This is a genomic window from Shewanella electrica, from assembly GCF_022321485.1.
Lineage (GTDB): Bacteria > Pseudomonadota > Gammaproteobacteria > Enterobacterales > Shewanellaceae > Shewanella > Shewanella electrica.
This window is the reverse complement of record NZ_JAKOGG010000004.1, coordinates 66,675-90,071: the sequence shown is the minus strand read 5'-3', so window position 1 is coordinate 90,071 and position 23,397 is coordinate 66,675. Positions and strand designations below refer to the sequence as shown.

The window sequence follows — 23,397 nt, the reverse complement described above, 5'->3', positions numbered from 1 at the left end:
AAAATAAATGTCATTAGGACACTTAAAAAGAGTTCAACGCCATGGAGCAATATCAAAATCCGCTGTTTACCATCGACAACGTGCTATTTACTGTGGCGCAAGCTGAGCTAAAAGTGTTGTTGGTGAAACGCGCCATCGAGCCGTTTATCGACCAATGGTCGCTGCCTGGCGGTTTTGTTGATCCACTGTTGGATGCCAGCGTAGAAGCCTGCGCGCGACGCAAGCTGCAGGAAAAAACCGGTGTGGCACCGAGTTACTTAGAGCAGTTAAAAGTGTTTTCTGGTCATCAACGCGATCCACGCGGCTTTGCGGTGACATTAGCGTTTTATGCCTTGATGGGTGAGCAAGCGGCACAAAGCCATATCGATACAGTGCATGATGCGCAGTGGCTGCCAGTGCATCAGTTGCAGGACTATCCGCTCGCCTTTGATCATCAAACCATCATTGCGGAAGCGGTCGCCCGCCTAAAACAAAAAGCGCTGTATTCATTAGTGCCGGTGTATTGCCTGCCAGCTCAGTTTACCGTGACCGAACTCATGACGGTGATTGAAGCGATTATCGAACGGCCAATTCAACGCAAAAGCTTGATGCGCCGCATCGAAGCCTCCGACATGTTTATCGCCGTGGATGAAAAGGTAAGCACCGGCAAGCGCCCTGCCCAGCTGTATCAACTGAAACCGGATGCCGATATCTATCTGTTTGAAAGGAATTTAGCAGAGTAATTGAAAAGAGCCCCCAGCGGGGGCTCTTGCACACAACAAAGATTACATCGGTTGTTGCTTGTCTACGGCTCGATCAAGCTTAACGCGCTCGATCTGGGGATCTTGTTGAAGTTGCTCAACTAAGGCAAGCAATTCGGTATTGTCATTACCGGTGAAAATCACCAGATTTGCCGGACCGGTCCAATCAACTTTAAGATCATGAGCGGCGGCAACGGTAGCGGCATTGGCATTATCCTTCAGCTTAACCACCACTTTTCCAGTGAGTACCGCGAGAGGCTTTCCTGTTGCAGTCACCAATTCAGTCCCCTTTTGCACACGTTGTGCCCGTTGAACTTTCTGGCCACTTTTGACATACAACAGTTCACTGCCTTCCCATGCGGACTTCAGTCCTGTTGGCGCATGCCCTTGCAATGCCACTGTAGGCAATTTAGGGCTAGCCATCGCGGAGGTTGAACCGATGAACATACCGATAGCCAAAATCATCATTGAATTTTTCATTTCTCACTCCTTAAGATGCTAGGCGGCTTTATGCCCATGGAAACGGATTGACCAACCTTTCAGCACGCCTTGTGCTTCGTTTGGAATCGGTACTTCCGCCAATGGATATAGTACGAAACTATACTCGCCACCATTCACATCAATGACTTTTAGCGTCCATTCACCTTTACTGCTTTCACCATAAAATGCGTTAGACAACATTGGTGTGTTCTCGAACCCTGGCACAAAATCGCTAGGATCAGTTGGGTCCATCACACCTTGATATACCATGCCATTATATGGCGTCATCAATACACTGCGGGTACCCGCTGGAGAAATCAGCTCGACAGATAAGTCAGGTAAACGTAAGTGATCAGCAGTGACTTCAATTTGTACGGCTTCAATGATTAAGTCATCTTCAACCGTCATTGCATCAGCCGCACCGGTGATGCTGGCATCAGGAATCGGCTTATTCAACTCGTCGTCGGATTGCCATTCAGTAACAACGTACTCACCTAAATTCTGTGAGTAGTTCTTCGCCATTTCAACCGCAGCACTGACATCTACACGACCAAAACCATAAAACTCATTGAAATGGAATCCCGCCGCGTTATCTTGCCAAGCAGATACCGCTTCATACTCAGGCGCATCATCACCCTCACCAACCTTCACCGTGATTGGGGCAAAGTCTGGGTCAACTTTGGTTGCGGTCGACGCTAAAATATAGCGAACATCGCGCCAAGTTAAGCTGGGATTAGCACTCATAATCATCGCAACAGCACCTGAAGTATTAGGTGCAGCGGAAGACGTACCGTTCATGGTAGAAGTGTAATCACATTGCTGGTTAAGAGGATTTAAACCACCACCAAATGGGGTTGATGGACGCTCTTCAGTCACTTCCCAGCCTTTATCACAGCCAGCACGATCAGTGGTGACAATTGCTGGAGCCGCAGTACCGTATTGTCCGCCTGGTGCGGTCACGAAGATGTTTGATCCGACAGAAGAGTAACTTGAGAGTTTACCGCTCGCATTAATTGCAGAAACAACTAAGTTGTAAACGTTGGCGTTGTCGGTTGACATGTTAGCGTTATGGAATGGCAAGCCGTGGTTAAATGTTTCGCCATCAGCAACGGTAAAGTAATCCGCAGGTACCCAGATTACACCGCCATAATTGTAGTATTCAAAACCATTACCAGCGGATTTAACAAAGATACTGCCTAAATTGTTATGGCTGCCGGTAGCAATGGCTTGATAGACATCATTTTCATCCTCATCGAAGCCATGAGGGAATGGCGCGCTGTAGCCATAACTTTGGTTAAACACGCGCGCGACATCGCTGTACGCACTCGCACCGTGTGACAGTGCAAAATTTTCAAAGGTCTGCACTGACGCAACTGCACCTGTAGGATCGGCATCAAGAAAGTTGAAACCAATCAAATGTGCATCCGGTGCAACACCGCGACCACCAATATTGTTCCAGCCTTTCGCTGCAATAATACCGCCCACCGCGGTACCGTGTGCAGAACCATCGTCAAAAGGTGTGGGATCAACAGTACCAGTAATGAGGTTAAATGAACCACCTGATACAACATTATCCACCAAATCCGGATGGGTAATCTCTAAACCATCATCGACGACCGCAACAGTTACGCCACGCCCAGTCGTGCCACCGGCGATAGCGGCGCTAACGTTGATGTCTTCACCTGCCACACCATGGGAAGCGGAAAATGCACTTTGGCCAGTGTTTTTAAGATGCCATTGGTAGCTATAGAGCGGATCCCCGCCTTCGATATTGATAAATAAGGTAGCGGTTGCAACGTCTTCCCCGTCACTCACGCGAAAATCAATGGCTTCCGAGCCTTCCAAGCTATCAGACAGATAAGTAAACGCCCCGGTTGTGGCATTGGTAATTTCGAGTGTGCCAAATTTCACTTGGCTCGGATCGACAATCGCAAATTGTAGCGTGTCGCCATCGGCATCAGTTGCAGGTAATTGTCCAGTCAGAGCTACGGACTGCATCGCAGTGAGCGTTAAATCAGTAGCAATCGGAGCACTATTATTATGACCATCACCACCACATCCCGCCAACATTGCAGCAGTGACGCTTAGTGCAATTAAGGATTTGCGCATCAGTTTGTTCCCTTTAAGCAAATAAAAGCACCAATAACAAAGTCAATTTGCTATTAATGTCTTTAGTGTTTTTTATATCCATATTGCTTTGAAAAATTAATGTTTAATTATGACAAAGTCGACTACATATCTATCACATATGTTTTTATGATGACATTGAAAACAACTCAAGCTGGCAACAAGATAGTACAAATAACATACAGAACAACACGAAAATAAATAGATAAAATTCAACAAACCAAATAATAACAAACAGTTACAAACGAAATAAATAGTTACAACTGAAGAATTAAACATCCGCCATGGAAATCCAAAAAGTTAACAAATAAGAACAAAAAACAAACACCTCTCACGATGACCACATACAACACCACTGTTTTTAAATATAAACACAGATCCAAGCAAACCTAATTAATGGCTTTCTATTAATAATTTATATAAGGACAACAATAAAAAACGGTTGGCTACACTCGATATACGGACGCAGTGACTAACACGCGTAGTTTGAAATAATTGTGATGCCGAATATAAACAACGAGGCGGAAGCTAAATAACAGCCATGACGAGGGCAATAATATTGGTGTTACGCAGGTGTTGTATAAAATAGCTGTGCTCAAGGCGATATGCACCGCAAGAAGAGACGGCCCATCATCGGCCTTGCCTAAATCACGCTCTGCCTGCTGTAAAAACAATCAGCAAAGATAAACAGCCCCTAAGAACTTAGTACTCGGCCACAGAGGGGCGCCGACGGCACCACCTCAGTATGGCTCAAGTACCCACCTAAGTTCATCAACAAGCATCAACGAACAGCCATCGATCCACGCAGGATACGATTCAACTCCGTCATATCCAGCCGATTGTTATTATCAAGAGGGGTGAACTGCTCATAACGCGCCAATTCAGTTTCGATAAACTGGTTCAGCACTTGCACTTGCGGGCCAGTTTGTAGCTCATCGCTGCGCATTTTAACCGCCAACAGTTTATCGACTTCAGTACGCACGGCTTCCTCAGTCAGCATGGTCAACAATCGAGCAAACTCAATCGGTGCCACGGTACGATGCGCCAGCAACCAACGGATGGCTAACAATGGCCGCAGCACATAAAAGTACTTTTTCAGCCGCACTTCGCTGCCTTTGAGGTAACCGCGATAGTTGGTTTTCGCCATATGCAGGTAGTGATAAACCCCTTTATTAAGCGAATAACCGCTGGCTAACAACGGCCGTAGCTGCGCCGCAAAATAACCGTCATCACCATACACCAGTGGCGACTGTAACCATTCCACTATGGCAGGATTGGATTTGTTGAATAACTGCAACGCCTTGCGCACATCCCAACCGTTGATATCGATTTCATCCACTATTGGGTACTCGATTACATCGCGCTTAGCCTCTAAATCGACACTCAAGTACCAGTCCGGCTTATGGGCGTAGATAAAACGCACATCATAATCGCTGTTGGGAGAGGCAAATCCCCAAGCGCGACTACCGGACTCGACCGCATACAACACGGTGACATCATGCTCCCGCTCTGCCGCCGCGATACGGCGTAATATCTCTTGCCTCACCGACTCATCGATTGCCTGCTGCAATCGTGCATCAACTACTTGTTTCATTCTGTCACTCCTTACAACACAAACATCAAGGCTCTCACAACAGTGCTTAAGAGATAACGCTTTCAGTTAGCCATCAGCTGCCAATGCGATTCGCCAGCGGTTGTCACCAAACTCTGTCACGGAAAATTGTTTACCCAGCATTTGCGCAATGACCGCGATATTGGTTTGAGTATGCAAACTCGGTTGCACCGTAGTAAAACTGCCTTCACCAGCAATGGCGATAGGCAATAGCAGCTGATCGGCAAGATACTCATCCACCGCCACATTGGCCTTTATCAAGGCCTGTAGCTGTGTGGCAGTAGTTTTCGCTAATGTTTCAGCGCTCAAGCGACGCTCACCAATCTGCTCTACCATCAAGTGATAATCCGCACATGCCACCGACAAGTGCAAGCTATTCCCGGGGCATGCTGCGGTAACACGCTGCACATTGGTCGCGGCATCAGCCCAGTTAAGTTGCTGCTGAGTGGTGGCAATTTCACGCTGAACAATCGACGCAGGCAGCTCGGCCTGAATCACATCAATGGCGCAATATTCCATCCGCGCGGCTCGTTCAGCAATTCCCTCAGTTAACCTCAACGGTTGTAACTGCTGACAAGGCTTAATGGTCAATTGCCAGCGACCACCGCCTGCGGGATGAAAGCCCAGCTGCTCTACCGTTACCTCAGCTTGTACCCCCATGGTACGCAGCAGCGGTAAAAAGCTGCGCTCAAAAAAAGTCAGCGACGGCGACCAACCATTATGGGTGCCACCAGCAAATTGCACCTGCGAGACGCCATTCGCTAACGCCAACGGCAGCAGAATGGTCTGGCACACCAGCACAGTACTGCCCGCTGAGCCAATGGCAAATTGATAGTTGCCTGCATTAACTGCCTTTGGCGTAAAGCGAATATGCTGCGAGCCAAGTGCGGCCCCTTCACAGTGGCCGTTGCTGATCGCCTGCGCCGCTCGCACACAAGCTAAATGTTGCCGCAATAGTCCCGGCTGATGACGGCCCGCACGAATATTGATTACCTCCAGCGGAGTACCGGTAAGTAGCGCAATCGTTAGTGCTGAACGCAATACCTGCCCGCCGCCCTCACCTTGGGCGCCATCAATGGTTATCATTTTTTGCTTCATCCTTTGACACACACCACTTGTTTTAGAGTGTGCACCACTTCAACCAGATCGTTTTGCGCTTGCATCACCGCTTCAATATCTTTGTAAGCGTGGGGGATCTCATCGATCACCGCCGCATCCTTACGGCATTCGACGCCTTGCGTGGCAGCAATTTGGTCTTGCACGCTGTACACCTTTTTGGCTTCAGTACGCGACATCACTCGCCCCGCACCATGGCTACAGCTGTTAAAGCTTTCCGGGTTACCTAAGCCGCGCACGATAAATGATTTTGCGCCCATGCTACCGGGAATAATCCCTAACTCGCCTTGCCGTGCCCGCACAGCGCCTTTACGGGTAACATAACAATCCTTACCAAAATGGTGCTCACGCGAGACATAGTTATGGTGACAGTTGACCGCAATATCGTGCGTTGCAAAAGCAATGGGCATCTGCTTGCGCAATGCGGCAATGGCATTATTCATCATAATTTCACGGTTTTTGGCGGCAAAATCTTGTGCCCACTCTACCGCTTCCACGTAATCGTCGAAGTAGTCACAGCCCTCTTCCAAATAGGCCAAATTCATATCTGGTAATTGGCGTTGGTGGCGCTCCATCTCTTTACGCGCCAACTCAATAAAGTAACTACCAATACGATTGCCGACACCGCGACTACCGGAGTGCAACATCAACCACACATGGTCAAACTCGTCCAAACACAGCTCCAAAAAGTGGTTACCGGTACCCATGGTGCCAAGATGATTAACATGGTTACTCTTGGCAATTGCGGGATGTTTGGCGCAAATGGCATCAAAACGTGCCGCCAATGTTTGCCACTCACTGGCGACAATATCAGGGATATTGCTCCACGCACCGCGGTCAGTCTTGCCACGGCCAGACGTTCGCCCGTGTGGCACCGCCGCCTCAAACGCGTGACGAATAGCACTTAAGTTATCCGGCAGTTGCGAGGCCTTCAGCGTAGTACGCACCGCCACCATGCCACAGCCGATATCCACGCCAACCGCGGCGGGAATGACCGCGTTAACGGAGGGGATCACGCTGCCGATGGTGGCACCTTTACCTAAATGCACATCGGGCATTACCGCGATATGACTATGGACAATGTTCAACGCCGCAACGTTGTTGAGTTGTTGTAATGCTTTATCTTCAAACAGCACGCCTTTAGTCCACGCTTTAATTGGCGTGTGGTTGGCCGCAGTAATCGTGTTGTAGTGATGTTCACACATAATTATTCCTTTCAGCGCGCCGCTGGTGCAGCGCACAATATCTCCTTATTTCTACCGCTTAGGCGATTTTCACCACGCCATTCATCAAACCTTCTAAGCCACCGTAAACCGTTAAGTTTTCGATTTTCTCGGCCACTTTTTCTAACGATTCCAGCTCTTTCAAACGCATCAATGTTGGGTTGTTTTCCATCATTTTGGCGGTGTTATGCAGGCTGCGGGTGGCGGCGGTTTCTTCACGGCGTTTGATCACGTTGGCTTCGGCCGCTTTTTGCGCTTCGACCACTTGGTTCAAAATCGCCTTCATATCGCCCGGCAAAATGATGTCTTTCATACCAACGCTCATTAACTCAACGCCCACTTGCTTGAGCGGTTCAACCACCAGCTCTTTCACGGTTTCGTTGACGTACAGTTTATCCAACAGCAAGTCATCTAAAGTCTTCACACCCACCGCTTCACGCAGCGCTAATTGCAGTTGGTTGTAGACGTAATCCATCACTTTCTCAGTGCTCATTAACGCCAATTCGGCATCAAATACCCGCACGTTGGCGTTGAGGTTGATGCGCAAGCTGACGCGATCTTTACTGAGGATCTCTTGGCCGGAAACCTCCAGCAATTGATGGCGTAAATCGATGGTTTTCACCACGATATCGTGCTGGAACTGCCAGAAGCCGTAACGACCGGCGCCCAACTGACGCACATATTTACCATCAACATACAGCAGTGCCGCTTGCTCCATCGGTACAGTCAACTCCTTCACCGGTATGATGGCTTGAGTGCGGCTGCTTCTAATCAACTTCTGCGCGCTGTTGGCGCCGACTTTTTTAATCGCGGTTAATGTGGCTTCATCCACCACTAAGTTGTTGGCGATATCAAAGGTATCCAAACGGATATCACCCGCTTCGCGCCACAGGTACAGATGGCAACCTGGGGTCACAATGCCTTTTAACTGATCATCCAAATACAGCAAGCCAGTTTGCTGCTCAGTCACATGAAAATGCGCAATGTGCTCCGCCAGCAACGGATATTTGTTAAACCAACGTACGGTGTTTTCTTCGGCGAAGTACAGATCGCCGATATCGTAAGTTTTCAGCTCTGGCATATCGCCAAAACCACGTAATTTGTGTTCGCCGGGTTGCAGTACATTCACCAGCTGTTTTGCTTTAAAAACCAATACGCGTTCGTTATCAGCTACTACAATTTTTTTATTAAACATATTGTTATTTATCCTTTTATGCCCGTTAGGGTTGGTGATAAGGGTTAATCACTTGGTTAAAGCTGGCTAAATCACCTAATGTCACAGGGAGCGTCCTGTTTGCTGTGACACGCTGTAAAACAGCGAGCTTAAATCATTGGTGACCACGGACTTATGCACCGGGTTTTATATAGTTGGAGTGGGAATCGAACCCACGACAGACGAATTAACTGTTCGTTGCTCTACCAGTTGAGCTATCCATTTGGTGTTTAAGCTGGGACTCGAACCCAATATGCTCACCGACTGAGTCTTAAACCTCTCTGGCATACGGCTCAGGCATTGCCCGCCGCACCAGCGTGTTGTATCGAAACACGACTTAACTATTACAACCCACGTGCCAACTTCTGCATAAACAGTAAAACAAAATCTCAAGCAATTGATTTTAAATGACAATAAATTTAACCAAGACAAATAACCATAGATTCCCCATTGCCACATAAACGATAAAATGATGAAATTAAGATAGTTAAATATCTATTTGGATAGACCAATGAGAAAGACTATTGCAATTAGTTTGCTCGGAACGCAGCTCGACTCGGTCGGTAAAGGCAAAAAACGTTGGGAGCGCTGGCGGCCAAATATCAGCTTGGTGAGCCAAGAGCAGTTAGTGATTGATGAGCTGCACTTGCTGCACAACCAACAGAGTTGGCGCTTAGCAAATAATGTGGCAGTGGATATCGAAACCGTGTCACCAGAAACCCAAGTGCAGTTGCATACGTTGGAGTTGGACGACCCGTGGGATTTTGGCGAGGTGTACGCCAAGTTATATGATTTTTGTGCCAAGTTTCAGTTTGATATTGATAACAACGATTATCTGTTCCACATCACCACCGGCACCCACGTGGCGCAGATCTGTAGTTTTTTGCTGACCGAGAGTCGCCACTTCCCTGGTCGTTTAATCCAAACATCACCCAGCCGCCAACCAGAAGATAAAGCGCGCGGTCATGCACAGATCATCGATTTAGATCTGTCCAAATACGATCAACTTGCCACCCGTTTTGATGCCGAGCACGAGCAAGGCACCGAGTTTTTGAAAGGTGGCATCGCCACCCAAAATACTCACTTCAACCGCATGATCGCCCAAATTGAAAAGGTTGCCATTCGCTCCGCTGCGCCGATTCTGTTAACCGGCCCTACCGGCGCGGGTAAAAGCCAACTGGCACAGCGGATCTATCAACTGAAAAAGCGCCGCGGCACGGTTACCGGTGAGTTAGTCACGGTGAACTGCGCCACGCTCAAAGGTGAAAACGCCATGGCGGCGCTGTTTGGCCACACCAAAGGCGCCTTTACTGGTGCCGCCAGCGCGCGCGACGGTTTCCTGCGCGCCGCCAATAACGGTTTGCTGTTTCTCGATGAAGTGGGCGAACTGGGGTTAGAAGAACAAGCTATGCTACTGCGCGCCATTGAAAACCGTGCCTTCCATCCAGTCGGCAGCGACAAAGAGGTGCAGAGTAACTTTCAACTGATTGCTGGCACCAATCGCGATCTGCGCGCCAGCGTTGCCAACGGCGAATTTCGTGAAGATTTGCTGGCGCGGATCAATCTGTGGAGTTATCAACTGCCGGGGCTGAAAGATCGTCGCGAAGATATCGACGCCAATATCGACTTTGAACTGGAGCGTTTTAGCCGCGAGCAAGGCAATCGCATCCGCTTTAATAAAGAAGCCAAACAGCAGTATTTGCGTTTTGCCCACGCGCCCAGCTCGCAGTGGCGCGGCAACTTTCGCGACTTAGCGTCATCGATTACGCGGCTGTGTACGCTGGCGGATTCATCACGCATTGCCGAGCAAGATGTGCAGGATGAAACTGCGCGGCTGACGCAAGACTGGCAGCAAAGCAGCACATCAATTGAGAGTTTAAGTAAGCAGTTACTCACCGCTGAAGCAGATGCGCAGCTCGATCAATTCGATCGCCATCAGCTCGACTATGTGTTGAGCATCTGTATGCAGCAGCCATCACTCGCTGCGGCTGGACGGGCGTTGTTTGATGTGAGCCGCACCCAAAAAGCCAGCAGCAATGATTCATCACGGTTGCAAAAGTATCTGGCAAAATTCGGGATTCGTTGGGAGCAACTGCAAGCATTAAACACTGCAAATTATTGATTGCTGAATGGCAAAATTACGGATGAGAAGGCCAGCAGTATCGGTTATCGGCGGTCATCAACGGCCGCTGATGAGCAACTATTGTCGCCCGGTTAGCTTGCGCCAACTCAAGACCAACAAGTGCAACGTGAGTAAGCCAGTAAAGGCACCGCTAAAAAACAGCAAGGCGATGGAGTTTACCGATGTTGGCTGGTCGTAAAAGAAATAAAACCAACTCGGCCAACAAACCACAGACAGTACGGTCAGCTGCCACATGCAGGTTTTGCAGCGGCCGATTTTTTGTTTGAATACGTCACTAACACACGCGTCGCAAGCCATGAGTTGCATGAGATAAGGAATGATGCGTCATCATAACGCAAAATGCGGTAACGACCGAGCGCCGCTACCGCAATAATTGCCCTTACACTTTAAAACTATCGACTTGTTTATTGAGCGACTGATACAGCTCATTGATACGATAAGACTGTTGTTGCACCAGATCAGCCATCTGATTGACGCCTTCGGTTTGGTCTTTCAGCTCCACCAAATTCTGATTGATATGATTAGCGACAGTGGATTGCTCTTGCGTCGCTTGGGCGGTCTGTGCGGCCATGCCTTGTACTTTATCGGAGGAGTCACTCAGGCCTTCAAAAATGCGCATCACCTCTTCAAAGTTGGTTACGGTACTGTCGGCGTTGACGCGACTATTACGAATCGCTTCAGATGCTTCTTTCACACTGAGTTTTAGCCGTTCAATCATGGTTTCAATTTCGTCAGTACTGCTTTGGGTACGCGTGGCGAGTACACGCACTTCGTCCGCCACCACCGCAAAACCGCGTCCTTGTTCGCCCGCGCGGGCCGCTTCAATAGCGGCGTTCAAAGCTAATAAGTTAGTTTGCTCGGCAATTTTGCGGATCACTTCAAGTACCGACGCAATCGCGGCCGAACTTTGCTCCAGCACATTAGAACGTTCCAGCGCGATCTCAATATCTCTCACTAGGCTATCGATCGCTTTATTGGAGGCGGTGACCGCTAACACACCGGTTTGGGTCAAACTACTGGAGTTGTAAGCCTCATCGGCCGTGCCTTTCGCCAGTTCAGCCATCTGCTGATTCGCCATATTCATTTCACTACCGGCGCTGACAATCGCTTCAGACGCTTGGACTAATCCGGCAGTGATACCGCCCGCCTGCTCCGAGGCTCGGTTCAGTTCACCCGTTGTCGCACCAAGCGCACTAGACTGTTGCTGGATGTTGCCGATGATATGGCGCAAATGTTCAACAAAACCATCAAATTCTCCCGCTAAATCCCCCAATTCGTCTTTAGCACGACTGTTGATACGTTGGGTGAGATCACCATCGCCCGCGGCGATCTCCTTAATCCGTGTGGAGATATGTTCCACTTCACGGGTCAACCTTAATGGCACGATATAACCGACAATCAAAGCTAAGACGAAAGCGATGCTGATCACCACCATAGCAATTTTCTGATAACCAGCGACTTTGGCGGTTATTTGATCTTTCACATCACGCGCATGCAGCCGCACCGCCTCACCGGCTTTATCAAGTACGCTACGGATGGCAGCAAATTTTTGCTCCATCACCACTTGATCTGCAGGCAAACTTTGCTGCTTGAGCGTATCTGGTGAGGCAATCAAGGTTTTACTGTTGTCGTACCACTTGTTATATAAGCTATCAAAGTTGGCGTACGGCTCTAATAGCTGAGGATTGCGCACCATAAAACTGCGAAAGTTATGAAAACGCTGAATCACTTGTTTTGCGTTTTCCTCAAAGAAGTCTTTGTTAGCTTGAAAATCCCCTTCATGATGCAACAACTTTTGTAATGCTAACCGAGCTTGATAGATGTCGCGGTCGGCGTTTAAGACTTCCGCCATCGCTTCCACATATACCGAAATATCCGCAGTTTGGTACTTTTCCGCATCTTGTGCGTGAGCGCGCAACGCTTCGCCAGCTTTATCCAACATGTTACGCATCTGCATAAACTCGGTATCGCCCAGCTTCATCTCCTGCACTAACGAGACCGATGCTTGTGAGGTATCCATCACGGTAGCGCTGGCTTGCACCCACTGCTGAAATAGCCCTTCAAAGTTACCAAATGGTGCAATGACTTCAGGCTCATCCGCGAGGTAATCGAGGTACTTGTGAAAGCGCTCATAAACTTGGTCGGCGTTGTCGTTGAAATCTTTTTGATTGGCCTCGCGCTCGCCTTCACCGTTGAGTAAACGTTCTTGGGCCAAACGTGCTTGATAGATGTCGCGGTCGGCATTGAGCACCACGGCGATCGCTTCAAAATAGGTTTCAGCCTGACGTTTCATGGCGTTGGCTTGCACTGTGCCCATAATGGCCATAAATGCGAACAAACCAATGAGGATGACGGCCAGAAAGGCTATCGGAAGGATCATTTTGATTCTGATGGATTGTAGACGCATCGAGTTAGCTCCCAAACGTTCCATGTTTTGTTTGATATATAAGCAGTTTAGGAAAGGGATAACGATCTCGCCAAATTTATGACGTTTTTTTAAACAGACGTTTGGCCGAGCTATCATCCAGCGCTAGCAAATATCACCACCTACTGAAATAACAACCACGAGCCTACATTGTTGGATAAAAGTAGAATTTTTTACTACCAAAATCGGGAAAGTTAGAAAACATAGCAATTTAATTCTCTGCTATTCGCGCTATCTTGTTGCTCATTAACTGATACGCTGAGGCACGTAGATGACCAACCCACAATGGACCACTTTTATTAACACGGTAAAGGCAGAAGTTTTGCCTGCATTGGGATGTACCGAACCGGTCTCTGTTGGCCTCGCGGCCGCTATCGCGCGTCAGAAACTCAATGCCGTACCGCAAAGTATTCAAGCGCAGGTATCCCCCAACTTGATGAAAAATGGTATGGGGGTAAAAGTGCCCGGAACGGGAATGAATGGCCTCGCCATTGCCGCGGCGGTGGGCGCTTTTGGCGGTGATGCTGAAGCGGGTTTAGAAGTGTTTCACGCCTTAACGCCTATCCATGTACAGCAAGCCAAGGCATTAATGGATATTGGTAAGGTCAAAGTCAGTGTTGCAACAACACAACGGGTACTGTTCGCGCAAGTCACTGTATTTGCCAATGGCAAGTCGGTGCGCGTCACCATTGCTGATGAACACACCCACGTGGTGTCGATTGAAGAGAATGGTATTACCACGTTCTTAGTACAACCCAGTGACCGCCACAGCGATGTTGCAAGTCCGGTGAAGTTGCCGCAGCACACCACGGTGCAGGACATCTACCAATTTATTACCCAAGTTCCCGTGGCAGAGATTGCTTTTATTGAGCAAGCCAAAGTGCTGAACGAAGCGTTGTCCGTGGAAGGGCTTAACGCCGACTACGGTTTACAAGTGGGGGCAACGCTGCAACGTCACGTGGATCGCGGTTTGATCAGCGGCGGCCTGCTCACTGATGTGATTAGCCGTTCCGCTGCGGCATCTGATGCGCGCATGGGCGGTGCCATGTTACCGGCCATGAGCAACTCAGGCTCAGGTAACCAAGGCATTGCCGCCACCATGCCGGTGGTCGTCGCCGCTGAATATCTCAAAGCCACCCATGAGCAATTGTTGCGTGCATTGATGCTGTCGCACCTGCTCGCCATCTATATCAAACATCATCAGCACAAGCTGTCGGCGTTGTGTGCGGTAACCACTGCGGCCATGGGCTCGGCAGCGGGCATCACTTACCTGCTGGGCGGCAGCTATCAGCAGATCAGCTATGCCGTAAGCAGCATGATTGGTGATGTGGCGGGAGTGATTTGTGACGGCGCTAAAAACGCCTGCGCCATGAAGGTTTCATCTTCTGCAGGTGCCGCGATGAAATCGAGCCTGATGGCGATAGATAACATCTGTGTGACAGGTGAAGAAGGGATTGTGGCTAACGATGTTGATAGTTCCATTCGCAACCTGTCGGCATTGGCGAACGGCGCCATGATGCACACCGATCAACAGATCCTCGACATCATGGTGCAAAAAGCGCTGTAATCTTTACACTGGCAACGCTGTGGAGTATTTGAGCGACTCCATAGCGAATGTCGAGGTGACCTTAGAAATGCCCGCAACGTTGTTGACCAGCTTCTTGTAAAACTCATCAAAGCTTTTCATATCCGCGACTTGCACTTTCATCATGTAATCGTACTCACCCGCCATACGGTAAAATTCCATCACTTCGGCAAATTCGCTGACCTTATCCACGAAGCACTGATACCACTCGTGCGAGTGATTATTGGTGACCACCAACACGAACGCAGTGAGTTCTAGACCGAGTTTTTCCGGATCGAGCAGCGCCACACGCTTGGCAATAACGCCCGCTTCTTCTAGCCGTTTTAGGCGTTTCCAACAAGGTGTAGTGGTGAGGTTAACCTGCTCAGCCAGCTCATTAAGCGAGATGGTGGCGTCTTGTTGTAACAGGTTGAGGAGCGTTTTATCGGTATTATCCAGCTTCATTACGGCATCCAATGACGGGGCTTTCGATAAAAATAATCTCCAATGCGTAACAAATAAAGCAAATTATTTCATTGCGTAGCTTTTGAACAGTAATGTTCGCCGTTATGGTTCATTCTTTGATACTTGAGTGGTACGGTCTTGCTGTAATAGCTGTTGCAAACTGAATTGCCACAGGAGTGGTGACAGCTTGGTAAGTAGATTCAAGCGGCCGAGTCGCGGACCCGCCGCAGAGGAACACCAACCAAGCGCGAAACTGGCGAACAAGGATTCCGGCTTACTTAGCTGTTGTTCAACAGCATAATAGGCCTGTTGGCGTCGCAGCTTAGCCTGCTCAGCGGCTAGGTTCAGTTCTGCATGCAGTAACTTACGTTGGCGCAGTAACGATTTCATCGGCCCCATCACTCATCCTCCTGACTATGCAGTAACAACTCTAGCGAACGACTAATATCCATGCGCTGCAATGTTAGCCGAATGACACCGTAAACCAGCACGGCGCTGAGTAACAGCAGCAACACCATTAACGCCATGACGGCCACCAGCGGTAGGCCAGCCTGCCACAACAACACTGCCACCATAGCCAATGTCAGCAGCCACGCGCTGGTAAGTAACATCAGCATGCCGCACATCAGCGCCAGTAACTGTGCGCTCGATGTCAGCCAAATTTTGCTTTCCAGCGCCCCCAGCTGCAACAGCTTGGCGAGCCATCGTTTATGGCTCGCCCATAATGCCGTGAGTGGTTGCTCGTTGGTGGAAGTTGATTCAGACATCACTGGCCTCCAGCGACAAGCCGATTAGTGACGACGCAGCAACAAGCCAGCCGCGACAGCACCTGCCAAGAAGGCGATACCCACGGATTTCACTGGATGTTCCTTGGTGTAATTGGACACGGCGTCAGAGACTCGCTCAGATTGCTGCTTTGCCTGTTCGGCCATATGGTGCGCTTGCGCTGAAATCTGTTGCGCGACATCTTGCACTTTCTCTTGGCCTGACTGAGCGACATCTGCCGCTTTATCAACCCCGTTATGCGCCGCGTTTGCTGCACGATCAATGTTGCTGTGTGCTTTATCTTCAGCAGCGGCGGTAGTTTTCTTAGCAGTTGTTGTAGTTGCCATAATGAGACTCCTTTGCTCAAGTTGTTGCGGTCACTTAAGCAGGAGCCAACATCATGCCAACTTATTATCTATATGATATTTATGAAAATAAATAAAAACCCGTAGTTTCTATGCGTTTAAAGACTGCAATATCTGCCGACAAGCGGGTAAAAATTGCAGCTGCTGCTCAGCGCCAAATTCACGCTAATCTTTGCGCCATTTAACATCCATAAACTGCTCAATATCCACCGCATCAATCTGTTCTGGCGCCAAATAACGGCGCGCATAATCGAGATAGATACCGGAGCTTAAAAACAGTTTAAAGACGTCTTCATCCACATGCCCATCTTTGACCATCTGCGCCAAAATCTTGAGCGACACGCTGACGGGTTTGGCCTTTTTATAAGGACGATCATTCGCGGTAAGCGCTTCAAAAATATCGGCCAATACCATGATGCGTTCAGGCACCGACAGGTCATCGGCGGTGAGCTTACGTGGATAACCGCGGCCGTCTAAAGTTTCATGGTGGGTTGAGGCGTAACGTGGCACTTTGCTCAGTTCTGGCGGGAACGGCAAGGTGTCGAGCATCTGAATCGTATTCACAATATGCTCATTGATTTTGAAGCGATCTTCGGCGGTTAAGGTGCCGCGTTCAATCATTAAGTTATGCAACTCCCCACGATGATACAGCAGCTTAGGAATATCCATTTTGATACCGAGATGTTCTGGATAATCCGTGCTGTGGAAGCGAGGAACTTCGTGGATCGGTTTGTCACTCAACACCTGTTCGGTGGCCGGTAACGACTCTTCCGGTTCCAAGCTGTGATACATGCGTTCCTCTAATGGCGACAAACCGAGGCGATCACTGAGATGACGCGTCCAACTTTGTTTACTGATATTGACTAAGCGCGCCTTATCCGCGTCACTGAGCTGCTCGCCACCGACGTTGGTTTTAGCAACAAAAGCAAAGTCATCCATGATCTGTGCGCGCTTAACTTCGCGCTGCTGCGCCAGTAGCGCCTGTTTTTCCGGTGTTTTATTCAATGCTCGCCAGTACTCAATATCGGCATCGCGCAGGAGCACCTCAAAGCGCATACGAACTTCATGGATACGGTTATAAATCACCTCTAACTTGGAGCCTTTATCAACAATATGCTCCGGTGTGGTGATCTTGCCACAGTCGTGTAACCACGCGCCGACGCGGAATTCACGCCACTCCGAGTTAGTGTTGAATTTGAAATCAGCAAACGCTGGCGTATCACTATCGTGTGCCTGCTTCGCCAGCATCAACGCTAGCTCAGGCACCCGTAAACAATGGCCTGCGGTATAAGGCGATTTATAGTCAATGGCTTGTGCTATCAGTTGAATAAAGGCATCTAACAGCTCTTGCTGGCTCTGTTCATGTGTTTGAATGGCACTCGCCATCTCTTTAATTGACTGCCCCAGATTATGCACTTCAGTGATGCTGCTATTGGGAATATCCAACTTGTCATACTGACGATTGCGGATTTTTTCGTTTTCAATCGCCAACCGCCGAATGGGTGACACAATCGGCCCCGAAAATAACCACGATGCGGGACTGAGCAGTATCAGCACGCCGATGGTAATCGCCAGCGAAATGGCTACCCGTTTGATTGCTGGTTCCAATAAGTCATTACGTGGCAGCAATACCGCCAGATAATGGGTGTAGCTCTCAGCTTCATCAACACGAGTGACGTAGACAAAAAAATCTTTGCCCTGCTCCGCCGTCTGAATCAGTTGATTTTGCTTAGTGGCGTCCGTAGCAAACTCAATAAACTTTTGATACGGCACGGTGGTGGAATGCTCTTGCTGCCATTGCTCACCTAACCAATGTTTACTCAGCAGTTGGCTGTGGCGCGCATTAACCTCTTTCATTGCTTGGTTTAATAGCGGCAACAGCTCAGCATCGGCGGTTTTCACGACAAGGTGTAACTCACTGGGTACACCAAGACTGTTGAGATCGAGCTGCGTTTGATAACGTAAGCCACTGATAAAATAGTTAGCGGCTTCATATTTCAGCACCGCATGAGAATCAATCCCGCCAAATACTTTGCCACTCGCCACCGCTTGTAATACATCTTTAGTTGTGGGCAATTCAACCACGCGGATCTGTGGGAATTTGCGCTGAATATATTTCACTATGGTCCACCCTTGGGGGATGGCGATAGTTTTACCGTACAAGGAGGCGATGTTGTATAAATCTGGCTGTTGATCGCTAGTCACTAGCGCAAATGGCAGGTCAAGATAAGCATCGGAGAACTCTCCCAAATGGCTGTTACCGATACTCTTATTGACTGACTGCAACATATCGATGTCATCTTGCTGGTAAAGCTGCAATAACTCAGACCAACTGACCCCATTCACAAAATTAAAATGCACCCCCATCGCCTGCGCCACCATGCGTAGAAAATCGACGCTGTAGCCAGAGGGTTCGCCAGAGATCATAAAATCTATTGGCGACCAATTGGTCTCATTGGACACTTTGATCTCAGGATATTTCGCCAATATTTGCTGCTGCTCTGCAGTCCAATTGAGTTTTGGCATCTGCGGCAGATCATTCTCGGTTATCTTTTGATTGACGGCAGCGATCAAACTCCCCGAGGGCTGATAGATATACGCCTCGGCATGGCTGTTTTTCATATTGGTAGCGAAGTATTGCAGCACCGAACTCAAGGCAATATCGAGCGCGATCACCGCATGGCCATTATTCACTTTCAATGAGTAGGTTTGCCCCGGAGCTTGCAGGTTCTGAAACAGATAAGGCTCGGTTTTGTTCACCGTTAGCGCGTTGGATTGGCGAAACCACAAACGTCGATCAGCATAGTAGTTTGATGGCTCTTCGCGGGTATGGCGCACCTCATAGTTCTCAGATAAAAACGCCATCTGTCGCACACGCTTACCATCAATATCGCGCACTTGGATAATCAACCAACGGTCGTTCGCATCGGCTTCGTATTGGCGTCGCATAATCGCTGCGCTATCCAGATTCACCACTTCATAGATATCGCCACCGCTAAAACCAACGTAGATAGCGTTAAACATTGCGTTGGTGCGCATGAATTCGGCGAACAGATCTAAGGTGTTTTCAGGAATAGTGTCGATGGAGCTATAGGTTTGTTGCTTGGCTAAGATGCGGACGGTGCTGGCAGCCGAGTCATCGAGCTGCTTGAGCGCTTGCCCCACCTCTTCGCCAAAATCGCGGAAATTATCCTCAACGTTATCTTTGGCTAACGAGAAGGCAAAATGATATTGCAGTGTTAACGCCACCAATGCAGTGATTAAGGTAGCGATAATAAATACTGATACCACTGTTACCCGGATCGAAAAGTTTAACCGTCCGAGGGATTTAGCAATGTTCAGCATTGTAGCTCTCCGTGCAAATGAACACCTAAGGTGATGAACACCAATTGGCTATCGATTAAGGAGGGTGCGAATGTCCCGCACGTGTCTGCGTCGCGAAGACTTGTTTACACCGACCCTAAGTGTTGCACAACAAAAGCAACTTGCCGCCTAAACTTTCAACAAGTTATAACTATTGGCTAAAAAGCGACGCTTTACAATATGAAGTCGTAACACGGATTAAAAATCGTATTAGATGGATGGATTTTACAGATTAGAGATGCGGTGAATGATAGATTATACGCGCAATAAGCGACTGCGATAAAGGCCGCCAAGTACCATAAATTCCTGCTCGCCAGTCATGATGTTTGGCAATAGCGACTCGTAACAAACAATCTTGCTCAGCGGTACCGCAACTTGATACACACAACTGCCAAATTGGGCAGCACTCTCGGCGGTTGCCGCAAATGAACTGAGATTATTAAACTGCACCACGCCAGCGGCGATGTCGCTCAACTCCTCTAAGTGAGCACAACCGCGATAGAGTGTCAGGTGAGATGGGGCTTGCGGTGACAGCGTTAGCTGTAGCTGGCAAAATTGATACAGCAGATCGAGTTGTTCAAACAACTCATTGCTATTGTTAGTGGCGGCGAAGCTGTGCTGGCGATAGCGTCCATAACTGGTACTGTCTGGCGTTGACAGCGGCTGACGATGAAACTGCGTCAGCAAGCCAAAACGGGATTCGGCCCAGCTCCGCCATGCCGCACCTTGGTCATTGTCTGAATCAAACAGCCAACCGATGATCATGCGTCGATAGTGCAGCTTAGCCCGTTGTGGTGGTTCATCCGCCAAGGTACTCAAGTCAAACCGTTGCTGCATAAAACGCTCAAAGGCATCGGCACGTGCTCCAGCGTCTGGCAATAAGGCTAACTCATCAAACAGCGGTTGATACCAAGTCACAATACTGTCTAGCAGTAACGGGATCGGCCGCGCTTGGTAGCCGGTACTCGCCAGCAACCAAGCCGGAACATTACAACGATTAAAGGGAATGCACAGCTGGGTTAAACGCTGTAGTTCAGCAGCATCTGCGGCATACTCTGAGGTCATAGTGGCTAATCACACGGTGAGGCTTCAGCATGCCATAAGGCATCGGCCAACAGTAACATGTCATCGTGTTGGCAAAGTGCCGCACGCCAATCTGCGCGAATCGCTTGATAGCCGTAGTACGCGCCAGCAAGTTGCCCGGCAACAGCAGCGGTGGTATCAGCATCATCACCGAGATTAGCGGCAGCCAGCACACAAGCAGCAAAGCTATCCGTCGTTAAAAAACACCATAACGCAGCTTCTAAACATTCCATCACATAACCGCTCCCGCGCAATTGCGCAGGCTGTTTGCTTAGCAGCTCTGCCGACATAATGGCGGCTAACTCAGGGGTTTTCGGTTGATAGTGCAAACTGAAACAGCAAGATTTGTCAGCGCCGTCGATTAAGGTGACTAACAGCTGGGCGAAGTATTGTGCGGTATCAAGACACAAGGCAGAGGCGTGCGTGGTACGTGAGCTTTCGGCGCCATAAAACGCGGCTTTGTTGGCATCATCGTGATAATACAGCGCAATCGGCGCCATTCGCATCAACGCGCCATTACCAGAACTCCAGCGGCTGGTGGCCCCGGCGTTAGGGTCACCAGTTTGTTGGAAACGCTGCAATGCGGCCAGTACGGTATTACCGATATCAAAGCAACTGCCAGTGCTACTCATGTAGCCGTTGTCATGCCAGTCACAATAACGCAGCATCTGGTCGTGGGCATCAAAGCCATTGCGTTCCAGCAAACTGTGGCCTAAACACAATGCCATTGAGGTATCGTCGGTCCACTGGCCTTTTTGCAACTGAAAATGGCCGCCGCCCTGCATATCATCAATTGGGGTGAATGTGCCGCGCGGCATAAATTCCACCGTAGTGCCGATGGCATCGCCTACTGCAAGGCCAATCAAACATCCACGCGCGCGGTCCAGCTTATTCACTTGTTCCATTACCACAGCAAAACTCCTTATCGCTTTTGGGTAGGTATACCGCTGCTACCTTAATATTTTCCTTGGTGGCCGTCATGCTGCTGGGAGCAGTTTATTTTTATTGTTTAATTTTTATCCAAATTAAACACATTCTGAACGAGGCGCGGCCTGCGACGCATCAACTAAGCAAGCTGCAAAAACCACCAGCAAAAATAAGCATAAAAAACGGCAGCCGCGGCTACCGTTTTTGTGCTAAATCCTGCTTACTCAGCAGACAGCGAAGACATATCGATAACGAAGCGGTGTGCCAAGTCACCTTGTGCCAAACGTTCAAAGGCACTGTTGATATCTTCCATTTTGATCATTTCGCAGTCTGGATAGACGTTGTGCTCGGCACAGAAATCCAAGACTTCTTGAGTTTCTTTGATGCCACCGATCAAAGAACCGGCAATGCGGCGACGACCCAGAATCAATGGCAGTGTCAACGGCTCTTCCAACGGACCGACTTGGCCGACGATAACGATAGTTCCGTCAACGTCCAACAGCGGCGCGTACATGGTCACGTCGTGCTTGACCGGTACGGTATCGATGATGATATCAAATGCGTTTGCGGCAGCGGCCATTGCATCAGCATCGGTAGACGCCAAAATGCCTTTAGCGCCCATGGCGATCGCTTCTTTTTCTTTGTTTTTAGAACGGCTGATAGCGGTGACTTCTGCGCCCATAGCATGCGCTAATTTCACAGCCATGTGGCCCAAACCGCCCAGACCAATAACACCGACACGGGTGCCTTTAGTCACGTTCCACGTACGCAGTGGTGAAAAGGTAGTGATACCCGCACACAGAATTGGCGCAGCTTTGCTGATATCCATGTTGTCAGGAATGCGCAGGACAAACTCTTCACGTACCACGATGTGCTTGGAGTAGCCACCTTGGGTGATATCGCCAGTTTGGCGATCAGGTGCGCCATAAGTGCCAGTCATACCGTTGCGGCAATACTGTTCTTCATGGTGATGGCACTGGTCACACTCTTGGCAGCTATCAACCATACAGCCAACGGCAACATGGTCACCAACTTTATAGTTTTTAACGTCAGCACCGACGGATTTCACCACACCAACGATTTCGTGACCTGGCACCAATGGATAGGGTTGTGGGCCCCAGTCACCGTTCACTGTGTGCAAATCTGAGTGACATACGCCGCTATACAGAATCTCGATAGCCACGTCATTGGCGCGTAAGTCACGACGTTCAAAGTGATAAGGAACTAATGCTGAGTCGGCTGAGTGTGCCGCATATCCTACTGTTTTCATAAAATCGATTCCCTATTGCTCTTCAGTTAAAAATACAGGTATTAAATACGGCGGATATTATGCAGAAATCAAGCGGATATTACTCTGCCTGATCCTCTTCCATTATTGCCTAATTCTTCAGAGTCGCTTTTCATTCTGCAGCGACAACATCGGCTAGCCAACAACAAACAACAGACTGTAAATATTTAATACACTGATTTTTATCACTTTTATAACTTGATAATTTTGAGCCGAAAAACAGAATGCTGCTAATGTGCTGCACAATTTGCATAATTCGATGAAGCGTTCGCCAATCCCGCAGCAACGGTGAATTAGCGGAACACTTAGCCTAAGGGCTGCATTGGCAGCAACCAGCGCTAGCACCTAAAGACGGGATGCTGACACAGAACAGACACGGAGTTGATGCGCAACGACCATAGCAACAGCAGTTGATGACATCGGGAGCATCTGTCTATATTGGCTGAGCAAGCCCTTATGTAGCAAAAAGCCTCGGCAACTGCCGAGGCTTGGAGTTTG

Annotated in this window: 19 protein-coding genes and 1 tRNA gene; 3 read left to right on the top strand and 17 right to left on the bottom strand. The window is 49.0% G+C overall.

Annotation, left to right across the window (positions count from 1 at the left end; translation table 11 throughout):
* Nucleotides 1-41 precede the first annotated feature (41 nt).
* Complete coding sequence (locus L9G74_RS07380) at nucleotides 42-722, top strand: NUDIX hydrolase (RefSeq protein ID WP_238895658.1); 681 nt, start codon at nucleotides 42-44, stop codon at nucleotides 720-722.
* A 42-nt stretch (nucleotides 723-764) separates the two neighbouring features.
* Here L9G74_RS07380 and L9G74_RS07375 read toward each other — a convergent pair whose 3' ends face one another.
* From L9G74_RS07375 to L9G74_RS07345, 7 genes are all read right to left on the bottom strand, one after another.
* Nucleotides 765-1,220: a serine protease external chaperone gene (locus L9G74_RS07375; RefSeq protein WP_238895657.1), complete on the bottom strand. Its 456-nt coding sequence runs from the start codon at nucleotides 1,218-1,220 to the stop codon at nucleotides 765-767.
* Nucleotides 1,221-1,238: 18 nt separating this feature from the next.
* Entirely contained in the window at nucleotides 1,239-3,329 is a 2,091-nt protein-coding gene (locus tag L9G74_RS07370; RefSeq protein WP_238895656.1) for a S8 family serine peptidase, read from the bottom strand.
* A gap of 799 nt (nucleotides 3,330-4,128) precedes the next feature.
* Nucleotides 4,129-4,941, bottom strand: a complete 813-nt coding sequence (locus L9G74_RS07365) for a nucleotidyltransferase domain-containing protein (RefSeq protein ID WP_238895655.1) — start codon at nucleotides 4,939-4,941, stop codon at nucleotides 4,129-4,131.
* Between the two features lie 66 nt (nucleotides 4,942-5,007).
* A complete protein-coding gene (gene rtcA / locus L9G74_RS07360; RefSeq protein WP_238895654.1) occupies nucleotides 5,008-6,045 on the bottom strand; it encodes an RNA 3'-terminal phosphate cyclase in 1,038 nt (345 codons plus the stop codon).
* Between the two features lie 8 nt (nucleotides 6,046-6,053).
* The gene (locus L9G74_RS07355; RefSeq protein ID WP_238895653.1) at nucleotides 6,054-7,280 is read right to left on the bottom strand and encodes an RtcB family protein; all 1,227 of its coding nucleotides are present in this window, start codon (nucleotides 7,278-7,280) and stop codon (nucleotides 6,054-6,056) included.
* 58 nt (nucleotides 7,281-7,338) lie between these two features.
* Nucleotides 7,339-8,493 carry a slipin family protein gene (locus L9G74_RS07350; RefSeq protein WP_238895652.1) on the bottom strand — a complete coding sequence of 385 codons (1,155 nt, stop codon included), beginning with the start codon at nucleotides 8,491-8,493 and terminating at the stop codon, nucleotides 7,339-7,341.
* 174 nt (nucleotides 8,494-8,667) lie between these two features.
* A tRNA-Asn gene (locus tag L9G74_RS07345) sits at nucleotides 8,668-8,736 on the bottom strand.
* A gap of 286 nt (nucleotides 8,737-9,022) precedes the next feature.
* On the opposite strand from L9G74_RS07345, the gene rtcR reads away from it, so the two are divergent.
* Complete coding sequence (gene rtcR, locus L9G74_RS07340; protein WP_238895651.1) at nucleotides 9,023-10,633, top strand: RNA repair transcriptional activator RtcR; 1,611 nt, start codon at nucleotides 9,023-9,025, stop codon at nucleotides 10,631-10,633.
* Nucleotides 10,634-10,711: 78 nt separating this feature from the next.
* On the opposite strand, the gene L9G74_RS07335 is transcribed toward rtcR, so the two are convergent.
* A complete protein-coding gene (locus L9G74_RS07335; protein WP_238895650.1) occupies nucleotides 10,712-10,951 on the bottom strand; it encodes a DUF3624 domain-containing protein in 240 nt (79 codons plus the stop codon).
* Nucleotides 10,952-11,033: 82 nt separating this feature from the next.
* Nucleotides 11,034-13,034, bottom strand: coding sequence for a methyl-accepting chemotaxis protein (locus L9G74_RS07330; RefSeq protein ID WP_238895649.1), 2,001 nt, complete (start codon nucleotides 13,032-13,034; stop codon nucleotides 11,034-11,036).
* A gap of 316 nt (nucleotides 13,035-13,350) precedes the next feature.
* Here L9G74_RS07330 and L9G74_RS07325 point away from each other — a divergent pair, with 316 nt between their 5' ends.
* Complete coding sequence (locus L9G74_RS07325; RefSeq protein WP_238895648.1) at nucleotides 13,351-14,646, top strand: L-cysteine desulfidase family protein; 1,296 nt, start codon at nucleotides 13,351-13,353, stop codon at nucleotides 14,644-14,646.
* Nucleotides 14,647-14,649: 3 nt separating this feature from the next.
* On the opposite strand, the gene L9G74_RS07320 is transcribed toward L9G74_RS07325, so the two are convergent.
* The 8 genes from L9G74_RS07320 to L9G74_RS07285 form a co-directional block, all read right to left on the bottom strand.
* Nucleotides 14,650-15,108 carry an Lrp/AsnC family transcriptional regulator gene (locus L9G74_RS07320; protein WP_238895647.1) on the bottom strand — a complete coding sequence of 153 codons (459 nt, stop codon included), beginning with the start codon at nucleotides 15,106-15,108 and terminating at the stop codon, nucleotides 14,650-14,652.
* Nucleotides 15,109-15,210: 102 nt separating this feature from the next.
* Nucleotides 15,211-15,498: a hypothetical protein gene (locus L9G74_RS07315; protein WP_238895646.1), complete on the bottom strand. Its 288-nt coding sequence runs from the start codon at nucleotides 15,496-15,498 to the stop codon at nucleotides 15,211-15,213.
* Nucleotides 15,499-15,506: 8 nt separating this feature from the next.
* Entirely contained in the window at nucleotides 15,507-15,875 is a 369-nt protein-coding gene (locus L9G74_RS07310; RefSeq protein WP_238895645.1) for a hypothetical protein, read from the bottom strand.
* A gap of 24 nt (nucleotides 15,876-15,899) precedes the next feature.
* Nucleotides 15,900-16,220, bottom strand: a complete 321-nt coding sequence (locus L9G74_RS07305; protein ID WP_238895644.1) for a DUF883 domain-containing protein — start codon at nucleotides 16,218-16,220, stop codon at nucleotides 15,900-15,902.
* A gap of 183 nt (nucleotides 16,221-16,403) precedes the next feature.
* Nucleotides 16,404-19,583 (bottom strand): HD domain-containing phosphohydrolase, encoded by a 3,180-nt coding sequence (locus L9G74_RS07300; protein WP_238895643.1) that lies wholly within the window; start codon nucleotides 19,581-19,583, stop codon nucleotides 16,404-16,406.
* Nucleotides 19,584-19,856: 273 nt separating this feature from the next.
* A complete protein-coding gene (locus L9G74_RS07295) occupies nucleotides 19,857-20,666 on the bottom strand; it encodes an NAD(+)--dinitrogen-reductase ADP-D-ribosyltransferase (RefSeq protein WP_238895642.1) in 810 nt (269 codons plus the stop codon).
* A gap of 5 nt (nucleotides 20,667-20,671) precedes the next feature.
* Nucleotides 20,672-21,589, bottom strand: coding sequence for an ADP-ribosylglycohydrolase family protein (locus tag L9G74_RS07290; RefSeq protein WP_238895641.1), 918 nt, complete (start codon nucleotides 21,587-21,589; stop codon nucleotides 20,672-20,674).
* A 242-nt stretch (nucleotides 21,590-21,831) separates the two neighbouring features.
* Nucleotides 21,832-22,881, bottom strand: a complete 1,050-nt coding sequence (locus L9G74_RS07285; RefSeq protein ID WP_238895640.1) for an NAD(P)-dependent alcohol dehydrogenase — start codon at nucleotides 22,879-22,881, stop codon at nucleotides 21,832-21,834.
* Nucleotides 22,882-23,397 lie beyond the last annotated feature (516 nt).

What these genes read in the sequence shown, in the direction of transcription:
- L9G74_RS07380 (WP_238895658.1), top strand. Translation starts at nt 42, where the DNA reads ATGGAGCAATATCAAAATCCGCTGTTTACCATCGACAACGTGCTATTT.
- L9G74_RS07375 (WP_238895657.1), bottom strand. Translation starts at nt 1,220, where the DNA reads ATGAAAAATTCAATGATGATTTTGGCTATCGGTATGTTCATCGGTTCA.
- L9G74_RS07370 (WP_238895656.1), bottom strand. Translation starts at nt 3,329, where the DNA reads ATGCGCAAATCCTTAATTGCACTAAGCGTCACTGCTGCAATGTTGGCG.
- L9G74_RS07365 (WP_238895655.1), bottom strand. Translation starts at nt 4,941, where the DNA reads ATGAAACAAGTAGTTGATGCACGATTGCAGCAGGCAATCGATGAGTCG.
- rtcA (WP_238895654.1), bottom strand. Translation starts at nt 6,045, where the DNA reads ATGATAACCATTGATGGCGCCCAAGGTGAGGGCGGCGGGCAGGTATTG.
- L9G74_RS07355 (WP_238895653.1), bottom strand. Translation starts at nt 7,280, where the DNA reads ATGTGTGAACATCACTACAACACGATTACTGCGGCCAACCACACGCCA.
- L9G74_RS07350 (WP_238895652.1), bottom strand. Translation starts at nt 8,493, where the DNA reads ATGTTTAATAAAAAAATTGTAGTAGCTGATAACGAACGCGTATTGGTT.
- rtcR (WP_238895651.1), top strand. Translation starts at nt 9,023, where the DNA reads ATGAGAAAGACTATTGCAATTAGTTTGCTCGGAACGCAGCTCGACTCG.
- L9G74_RS07335 (WP_238895650.1), bottom strand. Translation starts at nt 10,951, where the DNA reads ATGGCTTGCGACGCGTGTGTTAGTGACGTATTCAAACAAAAAATCGGC.
- L9G74_RS07330 (WP_238895649.1), bottom strand. Translation starts at nt 13,034, where the DNA reads ATGATCCTTCCGATAGCCTTTCTGGCCGTCATCCTCATTGGTTTGTTC.
- L9G74_RS07325 (WP_238895648.1), top strand. Translation starts at nt 13,351, where the DNA reads ATGACCAACCCACAATGGACCACTTTTATTAACACGGTAAAGGCAGAA.
- L9G74_RS07320 (WP_238895647.1), bottom strand. Translation starts at nt 15,108, where the DNA reads ATGAAGCTGGATAATACCGATAAAACGCTCCTCAACCTGTTACAACAA.
- L9G74_RS07315 (WP_238895646.1), bottom strand. Translation starts at nt 15,498, where the DNA reads ATGAAATCGTTACTGCGCCAACGTAAGTTACTGCATGCAGAACTGAAC.
- L9G74_RS07310 (WP_238895645.1), bottom strand. Translation starts at nt 15,875, where the DNA reads ATGTCTGAATCAACTTCCACCAACGAGCAACCACTCACGGCATTATGG.
- L9G74_RS07305 (WP_238895644.1), bottom strand. Translation starts at nt 16,220, where the DNA reads ATGGCAACTACAACAACTGCTAAGAAAACTACCGCCGCTGCTGAAGAT.
- L9G74_RS07300 (WP_238895643.1), bottom strand. Translation starts at nt 19,583, where the DNA reads ATGCTGAACATTGCTAAATCCCTCGGACGGTTAAACTTTTCGATCCGG.
- L9G74_RS07295 (WP_238895642.1), bottom strand. Translation starts at nt 20,666, where the DNA reads ATGACCTCAGAGTATGCCGCAGATGCTGCTGAACTACAGCGTTTAACC.
- L9G74_RS07290 (WP_238895641.1), bottom strand. Translation starts at nt 21,589, where the DNA reads ATGGAACAAGTGAATAAGCTGGACCGCGCGCGTGGATGTTTGATTGGC.
- L9G74_RS07285 (WP_238895640.1), bottom strand. Translation starts at nt 22,881, where the DNA reads ATGAAAACAGTAGGATATGCGGCACACTCAGCCGACTCAGCATTAGTT.